Genomic DNA, 17,991 nt, shown 5'->3' with positions numbered 1-17,991 from the left:
CCTGTGCTCACAGACGACGAACAACGGCTCCTGGAGCAACTCTTCCGCAAAATCCAACACGCCAAACCCGCAGACCGGGAAAACGAACGCTACTACCGAGGAATCCAAGACATTGGAAACCTCGGTATTTCTGTCCCGCCCGACGTCCAACCCTTCGCATTCCCCCTGAACTGGTGCCGCACTTACGCCTCCGTGCTCTCCGAACGCATGGAAGTCCGCATGATCCTCCGCTCTGGAGAAACCAGCGAAGACGCCGAACTCCGCGAAGACTGGGAAAGCAACGACCTCGACGCCTCACTACCCTTACTCATCCGAGACTTCATCGTCCTCGGACGCTGCGCACTCTCCGTCGCAGCAGACCCCGACGGCGGACGCCCCCGCATCCGCATCGAATCCCCCAAAAACCTCGCCACCATCGTCGACCCTCTAACCCGAAACACAACCGCAGCACTGCGCATCTACCGCGCAGAAACCGGCCACGCAGAACACATGACCCTCTACCTGCCCAACGAAACCGTCCTGATTTCGCGCCGGGTAGGTAAGTGGGAGGCCACTGAGCGCATCGAGCATGGTTTAGGTCGTGTGCCGATTGTCATGGCGTTTAACCAAGACACCTCTGATGATGTGTGGGCCGGTGAAACACAGTTCTCTGACCTCAAACCGTTGGTGAATATGGCAGGCCGTGTCATGCTGCAGTTACAGATGGCCATGGAAACGGTCTCCACGCCGCAGAAGATTGCTCTTGGTGTGGCTCGTACGGATTTCCAGGACGAGTTCGGTAACCCGGTTGATGACTGGGACACCTACCTGGGGTCAGTCTGGGCTATCTCTACCAAGGGCGCTGACGTCAAACAGCTACCAGGAGCGGACCTGGCAGGCTTCCACAAAACAATCACGATGCTGGCCGAGCAGGCAGCCACGGTGACGGGTCTTCCGGTGCGCATGATGGGCCAAAACACGGCCAATCCTGCTGCCGAGGGCTCTATCCGCGCTGACGAGTCCCGCCTGGTCAAACAGGTTGAGCGCATAGGCCGTTCCATCGGTGCAGCCCTGGGGTGGTCGCTTGGGGTGGCTGAGCGTATTCGGCGCCATACCTGGGAATCTGACGGCAAGATCTCCATTTTGTGGCACGACCCAGGAACCCCAACGGAAGCACAGCGTGCGGACGCGCTCTCGAAGAAGACTGGCGGTAAGCCAGTGCTCTCGGTCCGTGGCGCGCTGCTCGAGCTTGGGTTTACCCAGGCACGTATTGATAAAGAACTCCAGTGGCTGGCACAGGAAGAAATGGGGCTCGCCGAGGCACTGCCGCGGATCCAACGCGATATCACAGGCGCACAGTCGACCGACGTGACCTAAATAAGGCAGGTGATGGCCAATGCCAACAACAGTCAATCAATGGGAACGCCTCCCATATTCGGCCCGGCAAGCCGCCAAGCGCCGAATTGCAGTCATGCGCAGAGTCGAAAAAGCAATCCTGGCGATGTGGCCACAGACGATGGTCCCCGCCTATATCTGGTTTAACACCTACGCCGACGTCTACACAGACCTCGTCGAAGAAGCTCAAGCAGAACTCGTCGACATTGCGGCAGAAACAGTTGACATCCAATTAGCTGAGCAAGGCTACACCGGCCCCACAGGCCTAACCGCTAACCCCGAGGCGTTCATCGGGGCAACGGGAACAGGTCAAGCAGTCATGGGTTTAGCCTACGCCCAGGCCCTACGAGTAACCCATGCCCAAGACAACCCCGAGACAACCTACTACCAAAAACACCAAATCTGGAACTACGCCGGGGCCATGCTCTTCCAAGCAACACAAACCGCTCTGGCAGACACCTCCCGAACCGCCAAGATGGTCCAAGCAACAGCCAGACCAGGAACAGCCATGATCCGCGTGGTCCGCCCACCATGCTGCGCCAGGTGCGCAATCCTGGCAGGCAAAGTCGGCATCAACGTCGGATTCGACCGCCACCCCAACTGCGACTGCGACGCCGTCCCGTTTGCCGACTACAACAACCGACACACCGACCCCGAACTAAAGAACTACATGTTCGACACCGGCGAATACTTCGCCAGCCTGACCGAACAACAACAAAACAAAATCTTCACCCGCGCCGGAGCCCAAGCCATCCGCGACGGCGCAGACCCCGCCCAGGTCGTCAACGCGCGCCGGGGAATGAGGAAGGCTTCGGATAAGTTTGGGTCGCGTCCGGTGTTTACGGATGAGGGCACGACGGTACGTGGATGGGCAAGTAGGTATTTGCGGCAGTCGTATAACCAGAAGATGGTCAAACGCGGTGGCCGGTATATGCAGACTCAGCGGCCTCGTTTGATGCCGGAGGAGATTTACCGGATTACTGGGGGTGACCCTGATTGGTCGTTGTCGATGTTGCATGCCAACGGGTACCTCTTGGATGCGTCTCCGCAGTTGGATGGGAAGCGTTCGTGGTTTCCACGTGATGAGCAGGTTGCTGCTGCACGTGATCGTACGACTGCCAAGATGATCGCCCGGTACGAAAAGAAGATGGGGGCAGAGCGTGATCGACGTGATCTGAGTGCTGATTCTAGGCAGCATCCTAGTTACAGTGAGCTGGTTGTTACGACCGAGAAGCAGTTTAAGAATCGGAAGAGGCGTGCGCTTAATGCTGCGCGGATGGTTCATGGGAAGCAGGTGCCGGTCCCAGATATCAAAATTTCCTTGATGGACCCGCGTAATTTTACAGCTGCTGAAAACCGAAATCTTCGAGGCAGATCGAGAGTTGACCAGGGCTGGATTGTCATCAACGGGGCGAAACAGGGCCAAGAACTGACAATCTTGCACGAAGTCGGGCATCATATCGAACGATTTGTGCTCCCCGATAGCAAATCCTTAGAGCGGTTTGCTCGGGTAGCCTCGGGAACAGTCACCGTCCGGGAACTACGGAAGTGTAAAGAACGCGCTCTATCTGCCAAAGAATTAGGTCATTACGATTATTTGTTGGGTAACCGGGAAATTTTTGCGCGCGCTTATGCACAGTGGGTTACTATAGAATCAGGAAACCGTAGACTAGGGATTCTGTTGAATAGGCACAGGCGCAGTGAATATTCAGATTCTTTAGAACAGTGGCCTGATGATGATTTCACTGTTCTCCATGAGGCTTTAAACCAATTATTTAAAGGAAGTAGGTAACAACGATGATTGTGACATCAGCTCCTAAAGCCTCGACCTGGGAAACCCATGTATCGGCATTTGAAAAAGAATACCGGATGACCCGTAGTGAAGCGGAAGACACGACCCGAATTCATACACAGATGGGCTATCTCATCTGCACAGATCGTCCGGAGTTATCGCCACCCGAGGACGAAGAGTTCGATTGGGAAATTTTCTAACAGCCCCCCAAGCACCCATCACCTTGTGTGGTGGGTTTTTTCATGCCCACCTTGCTGGTGGGTTTTTGCATGTAAGGAGAAATAAGCATGAAAAACCATGTACGCCCCTGGGTTCGGATGTTTGCCGCCGAAGCCGATACTGGCCAAGGACCAGGAGCACCTCAAGGTAGCGCTGACCTCGCGTCCACGCAGCACGATACAACTGCTGCGCAGTCAGATCATGAGTCTGAAACCGATACTCGTCCCGATGGTGGGACAGATAGCGATGATGGAGAGGATGATAACCTTAACCGTCGTGGTGGCCTCCGCGCTGTGCTCGCTGATCTTGCGAAGGAACGCGATAAGCGGCAGGAGGCTGAAGCTGCCCGCGATGAGTACAAGGCCCGCATCGATGAGATTGACCAAGCCAACATGACCGAGTTGGAACGCACCCAAGCACAACTTGCCGAAGCCAACGAACAGATTGCCACGCTGAAACAAGCACAAGAGCAACAGGCGCGCCAGCAGATGGTGGCCAAGGTACTTGCTGACGTGAAACTCCCCGCCGAGATGGCGGACCGACTACGCGGCGAGACCGAAGAAGAACTCGCCGCTGACGCCAAAACCTTGGCCGAAGCACTCGGCTTCGACCGCAAACCCGTTGACCCAACCCAAACCCAAGGAGGGCGCCGAACAGGTGCCCCTATGACACTCCAGCAGGCAACCGATGCCCGCCTGAATATCAAACGATAACGAAAGGAAGTGGTAGCACATGGCTATTACTCTCGAGCAGGCAAAGCTCAACACCCAAGACGATTACGATGCAACCGTCATCGACGAGTTCCGCAAGAACTCCGTTGTCCTCGACAACCTCATCTTCGACACCGCCGTTAACCCTGCCGGTGGCGGCGCGACGATGACCTACTCCTACCGCCGCCTGTCTACCCAGCGTGGAGCGGACTTCCGCGAGCTCAACACCGAATACAGCCCTAAGGCAGTAGAGACCACGAAGCACTCCGTAGACCTCAAAGTCCTCGGTGGCAGCTTCCAGATTGACCGCCAGCTCGCACACCTTGGCCCTGCAACCAGCGATGAAATCGCCCTGCAGATGTCCCAACTCATCAAGTCCACCACCACCAAGTTCTGCGATGCAGTCATCAACGGCGACTCTGCTGTCGACGCCCACGGCTTCGACGGCCTATCTAAGGCACTGTTGAACTCCGCAACCGAGGTCACCACCGTCAAAGACTGGAGCGCCTACACCACCGCAGACGCAGCCCTTGGCATCCTCGACGACCTCGACGAACTCCAGGGCCTGCTCGATGGCCCGCCAACCTTGCTGTTTGCTAACCAGCGCGCTCTCGCCAAGCTCCGTTCTGCAGCGCGCCGGGCTTCCATGTACACCGTCAACCCCATCGACGGTCTACTCGGCGCTAACGGGCACGCTGTGGAGCGCGAACAGTACGGCAACCTCATCCTGGTTGACCCCGGCAACAAGCCAGGAACCAACGACCCGATTATCCCCGTCGACGAGGGCATAACCAGTATCTACGCGGTCCGCGTCGGCCTGGACGGCTTCCACGGTGTCACCACGACCTCTGGAGAAATGATGAAGACCTGGCTGCCAGACTTCACCACCTCCGGGGCAGTCAAGACCGGAGAAGTCGAAATGGGCCCCGTGGCCGTGGCCCTCAAGGCGACCAAGGCAGCCGGTGTGCTGCGCAAGGTCAAGGTGGCATAACCAATGATCGTGACAGCACCAAATACCAACTACTGCGGTGTTATTGGTGGTGACGTCTTTGTCGAAGGTGTATGCAAGGACCCGAATCCGGGCAACCTCTGGTACTACAAGCGGAACGGATTCGGTATTGGCAACGGCACAACCTCCGAGGAACTACCCGCAGAACTCGCGGTGGCCACACGCCCAGAAACGCAAGCCAAAAAGAAAGCCTGGGAAGACTACGCCCGAGTCTTAGGCCTGGACCCAACAGGCATGACCCGCGACCAGATCATCACCATGGTCGACGCACACGAAACCACCAGCAACGCCTAACAAGTAAAGGGGGAAACATCATGCCTAAATGGCTCACCGAATCCCCCGAAGAAATCTGGCCAGACGCTACACCTGCAATCCTGCAGCGCGCCGGGCGGTGGATTGACCAGGCCGAGCGCCTGATCATAGCCCGTGCCCCGAATATTGAGCAGCGTATTGCGTCTGGCCAGTTAGATCCCCTTGTTGTCGCTGACATCGTGGAAGCCGTCGTAACGCGAGCTGTGGATAAGACCACGCGAGGTGGCTTAGACAAGCTTGCGTACCCGGAGATTTCCATGGAGTGGGAACAAGGTGGTGGGGCTGGACAAGGAAGTCTGCTGTACCTGACGTTGGACGAGCTGATGGTCATCGTGCCACAGCAAGCACAGGCGGCGTTCACGATTCGCCCGCGTGGGGGTACGCGTTGGCTTCCTGAAGATAGTCGAGGTTATCGGCGATGGTAACCAGATTGTTGTTTCAACCCGGATGGGTTCATGTTGGCCTGCGCGCTGCCGGCGTGGACCCGCTGACAGGAAACCCGAAAGGGAAACGCCGTGAAGAAACCGTTGGTACTGGCCTGGTCCAGGAGCGGTTGTTAACGGCGCAGAAAGAGGTCAGTCAGACCGGGACTATTGACGAGCGGCTGGTTCTTTTCCATCCGGTGGTCGATGTGCTGTCTACCGACGAGTTCATCGCCCCAGATGGTAAGCGCTGGCTAGCAATCCAAGACGGATACCCCAGGGGAATCCCTGGGAAACCTGCAGAGTATGTGGCGGTAAGAGTCCGCCGAGCAAAGGAGAAAGAATGACCACGAAGAAAAACACGGAAAATGCTGGTGACCTGTACGAGGGCACCGATAGTGACGGCAACGTCTTCTACACGGCCTCCAAACAGACCTACCGGGATAACCACGTAGAACAGGAAGAAGACAAGGCCGATGGCGAAAGCAAGGATAAGCCTGTTTCCCGCGGCACTACGAAGGCAGACCAGAAGCGAGAGTCTTAAGGCCCGCGAAGAGATTGCCCACAAGATTGCCGCCGATGCCGCTGATACTGCCCATGTACTGACTGGCCGGTATCAGGCATCTTTCGACGTTGAAGTCCACGGCACTCAGGTACAGGTCATCAGCCATGATATGACCGCAATCCACAAGGAATACGGGACCTCAAAGATGCCGGCGCAGGCCACACTGACTAACGCCGCGATGGCGTACGGCAAGTACTCCGGTACGAGGCCCAGAAAGAGGTAACCAATGCGTGAACCTATGCCCTATGTTCCTGGAGCAATCCGCGAGTTCCTGCTCAACCATCCTGCGGTAGGTGAGCTACTGCATGGTGGAACAATCAGCACTCGGGTACTGCCCGACCCGCTACTAAAACCTCATGTGTTGGTCGCTGTGGTCGGCCACCAGGGCGACGACCCCATGCTGCGCCGCTTGATTGTTCAAGTCACTCCATGGGCGCCCGATAGTGATGTCTCCGGCCTGGATGAAGACCCAGACGTGACAGTCTGGAACCTTGCGGCAACCATCGGGGAAATCTTGGGGCGCACCAGAAACGTTGTTCTCGATGACAATCACGCCTGGACAGCCTCGTGGCTTGATGGGCCAATCCAACTCTATGACACCGAACGCGGCCATGACAGGCCGCTTTTTTATGCCCCTGTGCGGTTTACGGTTCACCTGCGCAGGCGCTCAACCATTCAAACCTAAGGAGAAAACAGTATGTCTAACTACGCAGACCCAAATAAGGCGTATGTCTGGATGGACGGTGACGCCTTCCGAGGCAAAGCCGGCGCCAAGCTGCCTACCGACCCATTTGCAGCAAAACTAGCCGACTTTGATGCCTTCGGCGGTATCGAAGCAGGTTTCGAGGAGACCGCCGACCAAAGCGTCGATAAGAAGAAGGTGTGGAACTACCGCCAGTCCGCATACAAGGTCACCCGCGACCCACTGGAATCCGGCATAAAGTTCCGCGCCGTGGACAACTCCAAGGCCACCCTGCTCACCCGCGCCCAGGGCGGAAAAATCACCAAGCTCGGCGAAAACTACGGCATGGAACGCGGCCTCGGCGAAGAATTCTCCCTGCTGGTCCGCCTTGATGATGGTGAAGACAAGACCGCAATCTTCTGCGAGCGCGCCACCCTTGCCGGCCCACCAGTCCGCGCAGCCCTCGACGGCACCAACATCGACGGCTGGGAATTCGACGTGACCTTCCTGGCCAAGCCGATTGAGATCCTGCCAGGACTCCCCGAAGGCATTGAAGCCCCACAGCAGTAAACCCCTGCTGGAGCGCGAGTAAGCCCACACCCAGGTGTAAGTCCTGGGCGCGCACGATACCCACCACACACAGTGGTGGGTTTTCTTTACCCATTTTCACACTCTCGAGAGGAAGTACACACTATGGGCACACAGCCACTAGACCTCATGGACCTCGCCTTGGCATTCGACGCAGGCGAACCCCAAGAAATCACCCTCAAGGGCAAAATCATCAGCATCAAACGACGCTTCACAGGCGCTGAAGTCTCCACGTACATGAGCTTCTACGAACCGTCACACCTCGCACAGGCCACAGACCAGCGTGCCTGGATTATCGACCAAATCAAGCTACTGTCCGACTCTCCGAAGAAGGTCATCGCCGAATTCGTCGACGAAATCCTCCAACTCTCCCAGGTCGAGGTCTCTCGCATCCTAGTGGCCATCGGCAAGCTCGCCGGTCTGCGTGAAGGGAGCGGAGATTTTTTGCCTGGACCCGTCGGCACTACGACCCTGCCGAACTTACCCGCGGATTCCAGCAACAATACGGACTAAGCTTCCGCCACGCATTCCACAGCATCGACCACCGAGACCTCGCAGCATTTATCGACGGCCTCCAACCGTCCTGGACACACACTGAGGAAAACCTCGCCCTACTGGTCGACCGCCTCGACTACTGGCTGCAATCCGAATACACCTCATGGATCACCGACCCTGATGACCCTGAGGTGAAAAAACAACGCGCCGAACGCAAACGCGCCGGGGTAAAGCCCCCGGATAAGCCTGTGATTTGGCCGGTGGCACAACGGCCACCGGCACGCCAGGAGGCGTTGATGGCCGCACTTGTCAAGGGGCTAGAGGACCGGTCCGCGCGTCCGGTGAAAAAGAAACGGATTTCTATTGCCCAGCTGCGTCAGATGCGTGGCCAAACCAACGACTCCTAGGAGGACATTATGAGTACTGCTGCCGGTGGCAAGATTGATATTCTTGTCGAGCCAGATCTGAAAGGTTTCGACAAGAAACTCGAGTCGGGCTTAAGTGGTGTTATTGGCGCAGCCGGCAAGATGGGTGCAGCCCTTGGCGCTGCGATGGGTGGCGCGGAGTTCGCCCGGAACGTGTTTGAGACCGGTAAGGAATTCCAGTCTCAGCTCAACACCATGGCAGCAGTGTCTCAGGCCTCGGCTGCACAGTTGGAGGCTGTCCAGGCTAAGGCCCGGGAACTGGGCAGTGCGACGGACCTAACGGCTACGTCGGCCTCCGATGCGGCAGCTGCGATGACGGAACTTGCCAAAGGTGGGTTTAGCGTCGAGCAGTCCATGGAGGCAGCCAAGGGCACACTGCAGCTGGCTTCAGCTGCTCAGGTCGACGCGGCTACTGCGGCAACGATTCAATCCCAAGCCTTGCAGGCGTTCTCGTTGGACGCCTCAGAGGCTGGGCGCGTTTCGGACATTCTGGCTGGTGCGGCTAATGCTTCATCTGCTGAGATGACCGATGTTTCGATGGCATTGCAGCAGGCCGGTACTGTGGCCAACCAGTTCGGGGTCAATATTGACGATACGGCGACCGCGATTGCAATGTTCGCCAATGCCGGTATTACCGGCTCTGACGCCGGTACTTTGCTCAAGACTGCGCTGCTGTCACTGACCGACCAGGGTAAACCTGCTCAGCGAGCCATTGAGGAACTTGGTCTGACGATCTACGATGCCCAGGGCCGGTTCGTTGGCCTTGAGTCTTTGATGGGCCAGCTGAATAAGGCTGCCGCATCTATGTCAGACGAACAGTACCAAGCAGCAACAGCAACCTTGTTCGGGTCTGACGCGATGCGCCTAGCCGGCATTGCTGCATCCCAGGGTGCTGAGCAATTCGCGAATCTGCGTGATGCGGTTACCCGCCAAGGGCAGGCTGCCGAAGTTGCAGCAGCCCAAACCGAGGGCCTTCCAGGGGCACTCGAGCGCATGCAAAACACCGCCGAAGATGCCTACCTGGCAGTCTTTGACGCTTCCCAGGACTACCTCGTCGGCGGCCTGGACTTGTTTACCAAGGGAATCGAAAAGGCCGGTTCAGCCCTTGAATCCGGGCTTGGTGCAGGCAAGGTCGTATTCTCCGGGATTGCTAGCGCTGCAGAGCCAGCAGCCTCCGCAGTCGCTGGTCTCGCGAGCGCTTTAGAAGGTATCCAAACTCCACTCATGGCAGCCGGTGCTGTCATGGCACTGTCCAAGTGGCAAGCATTCCCCGAAAAAGTGAGCATGATGGGTGCCTCTATGCGGGCCTCCGCAGGCAACGCACGAGAGTGGCAACAAATGCTTCAGAAGTCGGGTTACACCATCACTCGACTCGACGCTGCGATATACGCAGCAACTGAATCGACAAACAAATCTGTGGCAAAAACTGCCACAACGTTTATAAATGCAAAAGAACCACTCCTTGAGTGGCGCCAAAACCACATCAATGCGGCGAAAACAGCGCAACAAGCAGCCCTGGCATCATCTAATGCATGGGAGTCTGCAGATCACATCATCACCCAATTCGGGCATCGGTCTGCAGCCGGCTTGGCCAGCTTCGCGGGCAATGCCAAGGGCGCAGCAGCCGTCGCTGCGCAAGCAGGTCGCAGTGTCGTCGACTTCCTTGGCGGCCCCTGGAACGTCGCACTCGGCGCGGCCACCATCGCAGTCACAGCCGTCATCGACGCCCACACCGCCCTAGCCGCAGCCCAAGATAAGGTCCGCGAATCAGCAGCAAACGCAGCAGCAGTCCAACGCGACCTCACTCTCGCAGTCGCAGGCACTACCGGAGCACTCTCCGAAGCCGGACGTAAAGCAGCCGAAGCAGCAGCACAAAACCAACTCACCGAATTCATGGCCAAAGGCCAAGCCTCCGACAAGTTGGTCTACAAAGTAGACACCGACGAAGGCCTTCTCGGACGGATGACCTTCTCCGACCAATACCAAGCCGACGCAGAAGCCACACGTACGCGCCGGGCTGCGTACAAGGAGTTGCAGGACACGTTTGAAGAGCTGTCGATGACTGAGCAGCAGATGTATCAGGCTATTGCTGCCGGTGGCCCGCAGTATGATGCCCTGATTAATAAGTTGCGTGAGTCCGGTGAAGCTGGTGGCCATGCTGCCGACCAGTTAGCCGGAGTCAAGCGTGAGCTTGATGCCCAGGTTGCTGCGGCACAGCGTGTGGAGCCGGCGACTGCCCAGATTGCTGCAGGTATTGGGGTTCTTGCTGATTCGTCGGCAAGTGCTGAGGACCGTCTGTCGGCGTTGAAGTCTGTGCTTGAGGGCATGGGGATGTTGCCGGCGTCTGCTCAGGACGCGATGATGAGTCTTGCTAAGACTGTGGACCAGGTGGCGTCGTCTGCCCAGTCGGCCATTGTTGATGGTGAGGGGCTAGGCGATGCGCTGTTTGATCAGTCGGGCAAGTTGCAGGCAACGGATAAGAATGCGCAGTCGTTGCATGATTCGTTGATGTCGTTGTCTGACCGCTTCTTGAAAGCTGTGGCTGATGGAAATGATGCAGGCGAGGCGTTTGAGGTCGCCAAAGTCGGCCTTGCGGGGCTGTCGGACGCTTACGAACTTCTTCCAGATCAGTTGGAAGCTTTGCAGCAGCAGTACGGTCTTATGCCGGAGGTTGTGGAAACTCTGGTGCAGTTAAAAGGCGCATCGGATGTTGAAACGGAAGTAGCTATTGTCTGGGCGCTCATTGAGAACATGCCGAACGATAAACCGATTGAGATGTCCATCGTGTCCGAGGACGCACGGCGCCAGCTTGAAGAATTGGGCGTGGCGCTGGATACCACCCCTGATGAGAAAAACACGATCATCGAGGCCCGGACTGAGGAAGCCCGGGATAAAGTCAAGAAATTTGTCGATGACATAAAGGACGCGCCCGAAGAGAAGAAGACCAAGGTCGAGGCCGATGTCGAGCAGGCGCGTCGTGACATCAAATCGGTAAGTGATGACCTCAACGCTCTGAAGGACAAGAACATCACGGTCACGACGACTCGCCGGACGGTGTCTGGCAATACCGGTGGCCGCGCTTCCGGTGGTCGGGTCCAGGGCCTGGCAGCTGGTGGCAATGTTGGCTACCGCTTGCCGACGACTGGCCCGGGCACAGAGATTACTGATGGTTTCCTTGGGGTGACTGCCGAGGGCATGCCACTGTCGCGTCTCGACGGTGGGGAATGGGTGATTAATGCTCGTTCCGCACGACGGTATGACCGACAGCTTGCGGCTATGAATGCCGGAACGTTCCCGGATGTGGTTCCTGGTCTGCAGGCTTTGGAGACCGGTGGGCGTGTGCTGGATTCGGCTGCGCTGAAGTCCAAGATTCGGTTCATGGACGGCACTCCGTACATCATGGGCGGGTGGTCACCTGCCGGCGTCGACTGCTCCGGTGCCGTAGCGCTCACGATTAACACGTGGCAGGGCCGCGACCCGTTCGAGTCACGCATGTCGACGGTAACCGAGGGGCAGTGGTTGGCCTCCCGTGGTGCGGAGCCAGGCCAGGGTTCCAGTGGCGATATCACTATCGGATGGTGGGACCAGGGCGGTGGCATCAATGGGCATACCGCAATGGTGTTGGCTGACGGCACTTTCGTCGAGTCCGGTGGTAACACCGGCGGTGGGTTTACTATCGGGAAAACTGCAGGCCCCTTGACAGGTCGTGGTTTTACCGACTGGATGCATTTCCCGAATGCTGATACTGGTGCCACCAGTGTGGAAGTAACCGACGCTGGTGGTCGCAAGCAGCGTTCCCGCTCGGCTGTTGGATTCGGGTCAGCGGCACGTACCCATGATGTTGTCTCTACGCTGATGGCGCTGCGTCTGAATGGGCGTGCAACCGGTGGGCAACTGCCAACTAGCGGCCCCGGCACCGGCACCCGTGATGGGTTCGGTGGGGTTGACTCGCTTGGTATGCCACTTGTGCGCCTTGATGGCGGGGAATGGGTGATTAATGCCCGGTCCTCCCAGCGGTACCACCATCAGTTGGCGGCAATGAACGCGGGCACGTGGCCAGACACGCCAGGGCTGTGGACTGGCGGTCGTGTCCCCGGAGGGTCTGTCACGTCCGCAGTCTCTGGTGCTTTGTCGGGTGCGTCCTGGGCGGCACTTACCCGGGCTGCTGAAGCTTTGCCTGGGGCGACCGAGGCGCTGAACAAGGCTGCAGAAGCCATGACTGGGGTTGCTGAGCGGATTGACTCTAACCCCACCCGTTACGGCCTGCAGGTTGCGTCACTTCTGTTGCCTGAAGAGTTCACTGGTCTGCGTGATGCAGAACAAGGTCTTGCTGATACCCGCGCCCAGGCTCATGCTGATGTCCTGGCCATGGGCGAGGCCGAAGAAGAACTCCGCGAAGCGCGCAAGGAACTAGAGAAAGCGACCGCTGAAGGTGGTGGGATGTCGAAGCAGGCAGCCCGTCGCCTTGAAGATGCCGAACGCGATCTGGCTAAGGCACGCGCCAGCGGTAAGGCTGACCGGATTGAAGCTGCCGAGCGTAAGCTTGCTCGCGCCCGTGAAGATGCCAGCGATGACATCGATAAGAACGGTGCGAAAAACGCCCAGGCTATCAAGAAGGCAACGCAGCGTGTCTCGGACGCCGAACTTGAAGTTGCCGATGCCGCCAATACGGTAGCCCAGATCTCTGGCAACATCTACGCTGCCCAGATCACGATGGCTATCGAAGCGGCGAAGGCTATTTTCTCGGTGGTTAATCGCATCATTGAGGCAGTCAACCGCATCAAAACGTTGCAGGCACAAGCTGTTGCCGAGTCTGCCCAGGCGATGGCAGAGCTGGTCAGCGTTATCGACGAGATGTCGCAAGCAACTGCCCGGCTGCATATCCAGGTGGCCCAAGACAAACTGGCTCAGGCACGCGCCCAGTGGGACTTGTCGCGAGCACAGTTTGACTACCAGAAAACCCAGATGGACGGCCTGGTCAACATTGCCCGCGCACAGGCAAAACTGGAGGCTGCACGCGAGCAGTCCATTACGATTGCCTCGACAAGCGTGGCTGCCCTCCAACGCCAGATTGAGGAAGCCTCGCGGACAGGTATCTTCCGGTGGCAGGAATTAGCTGACGCTTCCAGGGCTGCGTTAAACGAGCAGAATGCGCTGCAGCATGAAGTGTGGCAAGCCAGAGCCGAGGCCATGGCGGCAGAGAAATCCTCAGCGATCCAGTTGCTGGAGGCACATAAGGCTTCTGCTATCGCAGCCTTGCAAGCAGCATCGTCGGTGCGCACTTTGCAGGCACAGGCGGCACAGCTTGCCGCGGCCACCGGCCTAGCCCGCGGCATGAACGTCGAGAAGGCACAAACTGGGTCCAGGACTGCCGAGCTCTACGTCAAGCTTGCAGAAGCCCAAGGCAAGAAGCGCCAGAAATGGTGGTCAGTCTCCCAGAAAAAGACCTACCAACGCCAGATCGAGCAAATCCAAGCCGAAATCGCCCAACGCGAAGCCTCCGGCAAGGGCCTAATGTCCCAGCTCACCGTCCAAGAACAAGCCCAAGCCCGCAAAGCCATGGAAGAAGCAGCCTTCCACATGGGCTTAGGCCGTGAGGACGCAGCTAAAGCGGCCCTCGAAGCTTCACCACTAAGCAAAGCGCGCCGGGCTCTGGACGATCTGGAGGAAGAGAAGCGGATTGCGGACTGGAAGAAGTCGATTGCTGATATTGAGCGGTCGATGGGTGAGACAAAGATTGAGGCTGATTACGCCCCGAAGATCGCCCAACTCCAGCAAGAGCAGTTGGCGTGGCAGGCTGCTGCAGAAATGCAGAAGCTTGAAGCTGCTATTGACCGGTCATCATCCAAGACTGAGGTGGCGGCACTTCGTAAGGCTTCTGAGTTCTACCTAAATCAGTTCAACACGCTGCTAGGTTCTGCAGGCAAGCAGGCAGAAGCCCTCCAGGGTGTGCAGTCGATGATTGCCCACCAGTTGAAGTTGTCGCAGCAGCAGGTCAAGGCTGCCGGGATGGAACCTTTACCGATGCCTGATTTTGCGGCACCCCCAACGGTCTCAAGCCAGTTCAATCAGGCTGACGTCAAGGGCTTTATTGCTGGGATTAACGACCGCGGCAACGTGAGCGCTACCGACGCAGCACAGTCGGCAGCCCCTGGCGACTTGGCGGAGATGATGAAGAAGATATTCGCAGCCCCGAAGACCCCATCTATTCGGTATTCCACCCCTGAGGAAGTTCAGCGAGCTGAGCAAGCACAGCGTGAGGCGATTGCTTCAGCATTGGACCGCCAGGGTGGGGCACTCGAAGCACTCGCTAAAGCACTAGAGACAAAGGGTAAGGCAGCAGGCCCCACGTTCAATATCACGGTGCCGACTGAGGGCACTGCTGAAGAACGGCTGCTGAATGTTTTCAACCAGGTTGCAGAAGGCCTCGGTGGCCGCATTGGTGAAGTTGAACGCAAGCTCGCCCCCTCAGGCGCGGACTACTTCACCCGCTAAACAAATGAAAGGAGAAACACATGGCTTACTCGATCACGTACACCAGTCCTGCCGGTGATCTTTTAGACCTCACCGGCGCAGACTCCACAGTGGCGATTGAACGAGCAGCCCTCAGCGGCCTGGTGGGGACACCAACCACGCAATCAGTCACCAGCCCCTACGTCCCGGGCGAGATCATCACAGGGACGACCACGGGCAAGATGACCGGAAGCTTGGGCTTGCTTATCGACGTCCACGAGGTTGATGCCGTCTATTCACGAGTGCGCGCCGCATTCTCACACACCACCCCAGGGATACTGTCCCTGCTAACCAGCACTGGTGATACGTGGGCCTGCCATGTCACCCAAGACGGGGCAATACCAGCCCCCGAATCAGACCCAGACCATGAATGGCTGGTTTCGGTGACCGTCCCCCTGGTCTGCCACACCGGGGTCTGGCAACGATCCACAACCCTGCCACCAGGCACACACCTCATCGCAAACGACGGCGACGTACCCCTGTCTCCAACAGTGGCCTGGCAAGGCTCCAACAGCAAGGTGTCGCTCCCTTCAGCAGTCACCATGCGACTACCCAGCGCACCCAGCATGCGCACCGTCAACCTCGACGGCACCCGCGGCGGAGTGGTCTGCACCCCGGACGGCACCCAAGACCTGGGGCTAACCCGCGCACTGGAATTCATCCCATCGTCAATCCCCCCAGGTACACAAGCGGCGTACACCGCAACGAACGCAACGTTGTCCTACGTCATTGGGATTTGGGACCCCTGGAAACGCCTCTAGAAAGGAGCCCACGTGACACCTGAAGACTTCGCCCGCCACCGATCTACGCAGCTATCAACGCACGGGCTCTGGACGGGCCTCCTCGACGAAAACGGCACCTGGTTATGCGACCTGCCGCACCCCACATCACTATCGGCACGTACTACCAGAAACGCCACCGAGACCCTACAACTAACAATCCCAGTCCAACCCCAACCCGGCCACATCCACCCATGCGTTCCACACCTCATTGACCCCTCAATCGGGACAACGGACAACACAGGCACACTACAACCAGTAGAGAAAACAAGGCTCATCGTCATCGAACGCAATGGGTTACGTCAAGCCTTCCGCGCAGGACCGCGCCGGGTGGAGTTCAACGCGCATGGACCGGTCCTGATCGAAATACAGGGGGCGGACATTGCGTCGTATTTGTGGCAGATTCCGTGCGTGTCCAATCCGGCTTCGTGGAAAGGAAGATGGTTCACCGCTAATCGTGACTGGGTAGGGGAATCTCACAACCTCAAAACGTTTACGACCCCTCGTCGTATCCAGGACATCAAGTTCAGCGAAGCCTACGACACTGTCATCGTTGAGGGCCCAGCCTTAGCTACAGTCGAAAAGATCATTGATGAATCACTCGCAGCAGTGTTCACAGCAATTGGAGTAACGACTAACCCGCCTATCGTCGTCGAAAAGCAGCCTGCCCAAGAATCCCCATGGCTGATGATTCATCCTTCGGACAAACCGTTGGGTGAAGATACTATCCCGCTTGCGGCCTCAGCCGGCATTACGGTCTCAACGTACCTGTGGCTTCCGGGCGATCCGCAGCCGAAAGGACATCGCCTGCAAGTGGCAACGATCGTTGTGCGTTGCTCTCAGCAGAAGGAGGACAAATGACACCAACCCTGTACGCGGACAAAGGTGAGGTCACAGTAGCCCCACAGAAAGCGACCTACATCTACGGAGCTTTCAACGTCCAAATCCCGGAAGGTAAAAAACTGGCAGAACAGGATTACCGGTTCAAAGACGCCTACATCTACCAACCGGAAACCGCCCGTAAAGCAGGCCGATTCGACCTATCGTTCCGACGCGCAGACGTTATCATCAACGCTGAAGCCGAGTACTCAGCCTTCGAGCACACCATAGACGCAGCCACGAAAGAGGCTGCTGAGGGAATCTACTTCGAACGACAAATCACCACCTACGACGGCGGCAGGTACGCCCCAGGCCGAGACTACGATGTGGGCTCCGCCGTAGAAGTGATGATCCCGTCACTTGGGGAGGTGTCCTCTATTGTGTCCTCAATTGAGGTCGGCGTCGATGCGCAAGGTAGCGGGGTGAGCGTTTACGTAGGTGGCCAGCCTATTGCTGAGCCAAATGAACGGGAACGCACGAACGCGGAACTTGTTGCCCAACGAACCGCGGAAAGAAAACGCCGCGTCCGCGAACTCGAACAAGCCCAAGCCCGCGCCGAATCAGCAACACGCGACCTTCTCGCACCGGTGGACAACCGCCTCTCTCGCGTGGAAACGCAACTCGCCCCAACGGACGCGGTGGCCAAATCCCTGGCCTATGCGCGCCGGGACTTGGAGCAGGCGGCGAAGCTCACCCCTGAAATTGAGAAGACCGTGAAAGCCCTCCAGTCGGAGCTGGAGAAAACTCCGGATAATGTCGTCGCCCAGGGGGCAAGCCTCTCGCTGGGGTTGAATGTCCTGAATTTGCGTATTTCTGCGGCACATCAGGAGGCGATGGAGGGCCTGGAAAAACAGCAGGACACGCTGAAGGAGCAGCAGAATAAGCTGGGAAAACAGCAGGGTGAGTTAAGTGACGCGCAGCGTGAAATTTCGAGTACCCAGACCGCGATTGTGCAGCAGCAACCCGAGTTTTTGGCGGTGGAGGGCAACGGGTCAAAAACTGGTGTGAAAGGAACATTGACCGTTGATGGTCGTCGCGCAAGTGCATCTTTTCGCGGTGGGTACTACGGCAGGTGTGTGCTGATTGGGTCGGTGCAGGCCACGAACTCGTTTGTGTATTTCACTGAAGGGTTTAACGGGGCGTCGACTCGCGTGGGCGGGTTTGAGTCTCATCGTGAAGCCATTGCGCTGTTTTTCCCCGTCGGAAAAACCTAGATAAGGAGGAAGT

General features: G+C 57.8%; 17 protein-coding genes. All 17 read left to right on the top strand.

Annotated elements, in window-relative coordinates:
• Nucleotides 1-3: 3 nt before the first annotated feature.
• Nucleotides 4-1,356 (top strand): phage portal protein, encoded by a 1,353-nt coding sequence (locus ATK06_RS02300; RefSeq protein WP_098388772.1) that lies wholly within the window; start codon nucleotides 4-6, stop codon nucleotides 1,354-1,356.
• A 19-nt stretch (nucleotides 1,357-1,375) separates the two neighbouring features.
• Nucleotides 1,376-3,166 carry a hypothetical protein gene (locus tag ATK06_RS02295; protein WP_053072575.1) on the top strand — a complete coding sequence of 597 codons (1,791 nt, stop codon included), beginning with the start codon at nucleotides 1,376-1,378 and terminating at the stop codon, nucleotides 3,164-3,166.
• A 5-nt stretch (nucleotides 3,167-3,171) separates the two neighbouring features.
• Nucleotides 3,172-3,366, top strand: a complete 195-nt coding sequence (locus ATK06_RS02290; RefSeq protein WP_048378878.1) for a hypothetical protein — start codon at nucleotides 3,172-3,174, stop codon at nucleotides 3,364-3,366.
• Nucleotides 3,367-3,453: 87 nt separating this feature from the next.
• A complete protein-coding gene (locus ATK06_RS02285; RefSeq protein WP_098388771.1) occupies nucleotides 3,454-4,098 on the top strand; it encodes a capsid assembly scaffolding protein Gp46 family protein in 645 nt (214 codons plus the stop codon).
• Between the two features lie 19 nt (nucleotides 4,099-4,117).
• Nucleotides 4,118-5,086, top strand: a complete 969-nt coding sequence (locus ATK06_RS02280; protein ID WP_098388770.1) for a major capsid protein — start codon at nucleotides 4,118-4,120, stop codon at nucleotides 5,084-5,086.
• 9 nt (nucleotides 5,087-5,095) lie between these two features.
• Nucleotides 5,096-5,398 carry a hypothetical protein gene (locus ATK06_RS02275; RefSeq protein WP_143341375.1) on the top strand — a complete coding sequence of 101 codons (303 nt, stop codon included), beginning with the start codon at nucleotides 5,096-5,098 and terminating at the stop codon, nucleotides 5,396-5,398.
• Between the two features lie 20 nt (nucleotides 5,399-5,418).
• The gene (locus ATK06_RS02270; RefSeq protein ID WP_048378881.1) at nucleotides 5,419-5,841 is read left to right on the top strand and encodes a hypothetical protein; all 423 of its coding nucleotides are present in this window, start codon (nucleotides 5,419-5,421) and stop codon (nucleotides 5,839-5,841) included.
• Nucleotides 5,835-6,185, top strand: coding sequence for a hypothetical protein (locus ATK06_RS02265; protein WP_048378883.1), 351 nt, complete (start codon nucleotides 5,835-5,837; stop codon nucleotides 6,183-6,185). Before ATK06_RS02270 ends, ATK06_RS02265 begins: the two co-directional genes overlap by 7 nt.
• The gene (locus ATK06_RS11025) at nucleotides 6,182-6,382 is read left to right on the top strand and encodes a hypothetical protein (RefSeq protein WP_143341374.1); all 201 of its coding nucleotides are present in this window, start codon (nucleotides 6,182-6,184) and stop codon (nucleotides 6,380-6,382) included. Before ATK06_RS02265 ends, ATK06_RS11025 begins: the two co-directional genes overlap by 4 nt.
• Before the next feature lie 247 nt (nucleotides 6,383-6,629).
• On the top strand, nucleotides 6,630-7,088 hold the full coding sequence (locus ATK06_RS02255; RefSeq protein ID WP_048378885.1) for a hypothetical protein: 459 nt from the start codon (nucleotides 6,630-6,632) through the stop codon (nucleotides 7,086-7,088).
• A 12-nt stretch (nucleotides 7,089-7,100) separates the two neighbouring features.
• A complete protein-coding gene (locus ATK06_RS02250) occupies nucleotides 7,101-7,655 on the top strand; it encodes a hypothetical protein (RefSeq protein WP_048378887.1) in 555 nt (184 codons plus the stop codon).
• 123 nt (nucleotides 7,656-7,778) lie between these two features.
• Nucleotides 7,779-8,186, top strand: coding sequence for a hypothetical protein (locus tag ATK06_RS02245; RefSeq protein ID WP_098388769.1), 408 nt, complete (start codon nucleotides 7,779-7,781; stop codon nucleotides 8,184-8,186).
• 173 nt (nucleotides 8,187-8,359) lie between these two features.
• On the top strand, nucleotides 8,360-8,575 hold the full coding sequence (locus ATK06_RS11385) for a hypothetical protein (RefSeq protein WP_231913576.1): 216 nt from the start codon (nucleotides 8,360-8,362) through the stop codon (nucleotides 8,573-8,575).
• Between the two features lie 9 nt (nucleotides 8,576-8,584).
• Nucleotides 8,585-15,088, top strand: coding sequence for a phage tail tape measure protein (locus tag ATK06_RS02235; RefSeq protein ID WP_098388768.1), 6,504 nt, complete (start codon nucleotides 8,585-8,587; stop codon nucleotides 15,086-15,088).
• Between the two features lie 20 nt (nucleotides 15,089-15,108).
• Nucleotides 15,109-15,867 carry a hypothetical protein gene (locus ATK06_RS02230; RefSeq protein ID WP_048378896.1) on the top strand — a complete coding sequence of 253 codons (759 nt, stop codon included), beginning with the start codon at nucleotides 15,109-15,111 and terminating at the stop codon, nucleotides 15,865-15,867.
• Between the two features lie 12 nt (nucleotides 15,868-15,879).
• Nucleotides 15,880-16,746 carry a hypothetical protein gene (locus ATK06_RS11020; RefSeq protein WP_143341373.1) on the top strand — a complete coding sequence of 289 codons (867 nt, stop codon included), beginning with the start codon at nucleotides 15,880-15,882 and terminating at the stop codon, nucleotides 16,744-16,746.
• Nucleotides 16,743-17,978 carry a hypothetical protein gene (locus tag ATK06_RS02220; protein WP_098388766.1) on the top strand — a complete coding sequence of 412 codons (1,236 nt, stop codon included), beginning with the start codon at nucleotides 16,743-16,745 and terminating at the stop codon, nucleotides 17,976-17,978. Before ATK06_RS11020 ends, ATK06_RS02220 begins: the two co-directional genes overlap by 4 nt.
• Nucleotides 17,979-17,991 lie beyond the last annotated feature (13 nt).

The organism is Corynebacterium renale, assembly GCF_002563965.1.
GTDB classification, from domain to species: domain Bacteria; phylum Actinomycetota; class Actinomycetes; order Mycobacteriales; family Mycobacteriaceae; genus Corynebacterium; species Corynebacterium renale.
Note: the sequence above shows the minus strand (reverse complement) of the source record. Positions and strands in the feature narration are given on the sequence as shown.

Bases quoted from the DNA above. Each gene is read 5' to 3' on its own strand.
- ATK06_RS02270 (WP_048378881.1), top strand. From the start codon at position 5,419: ATGCCTAAATGGCTCACCGAATCCCCCGAAGAAATCTGGCCAGACGCT.
- ATK06_RS11025 (WP_143341374.1), top strand. From the start codon at position 6,182: ATGACCACGAAGAAAAACACGGAAAATGCTGGTGACCTGTACGAGGGC.
- ATK06_RS02295 (WP_053072575.1), top strand. From the start codon at position 1,376: ATGCCAACAACAGTCAATCAATGGGAACGCCTCCCATATTCGGCCCGG.
- ATK06_RS02230 (WP_048378896.1), top strand. From the start codon at position 15,109: ATGGCTTACTCGATCACGTACACCAGTCCTGCCGGTGATCTTTTAGAC.
- ATK06_RS02250 (WP_048378887.1), top strand. From the start codon at position 7,101: ATGTCTAACTACGCAGACCCAAATAAGGCGTATGTCTGGATGGACGGT.
- ATK06_RS02280 (WP_098388770.1), top strand. From the start codon at position 4,118: ATGGCTATTACTCTCGAGCAGGCAAAGCTCAACACCCAAGACGATTAC.
- ATK06_RS02235 (WP_098388768.1), top strand. From the start codon at position 8,585: ATGAGTACTGCTGCCGGTGGCAAGATTGATATTCTTGTCGAGCCAGAT.
- ATK06_RS02290 (WP_048378878.1), top strand. From the start codon at position 3,172: ATGATTGTGACATCAGCTCCTAAAGCCTCGACCTGGGAAACCCATGTA.
- ATK06_RS02285 (WP_098388771.1), top strand. From the start codon at position 3,454: ATGAAAAACCATGTACGCCCCTGGGTTCGGATGTTTGCCGCCGAAGCC.
- ATK06_RS02255 (WP_048378885.1), top strand. From the start codon at position 6,630: ATGCGTGAACCTATGCCCTATGTTCCTGGAGCAATCCGCGAGTTCCTG.
- ATK06_RS02220 (WP_098388766.1), top strand. From the start codon at position 16,743: ATGACACCAACCCTGTACGCGGACAAAGGTGAGGTCACAGTAGCCCCA.
- ATK06_RS02265 (WP_048378883.1), top strand. From the start codon at position 5,835: ATGGTAACCAGATTGTTGTTTCAACCCGGATGGGTTCATGTTGGCCTG.
- ATK06_RS02245 (WP_098388769.1), top strand. From the start codon at position 7,779: ATGGGCACACAGCCACTAGACCTCATGGACCTCGCCTTGGCATTCGAC.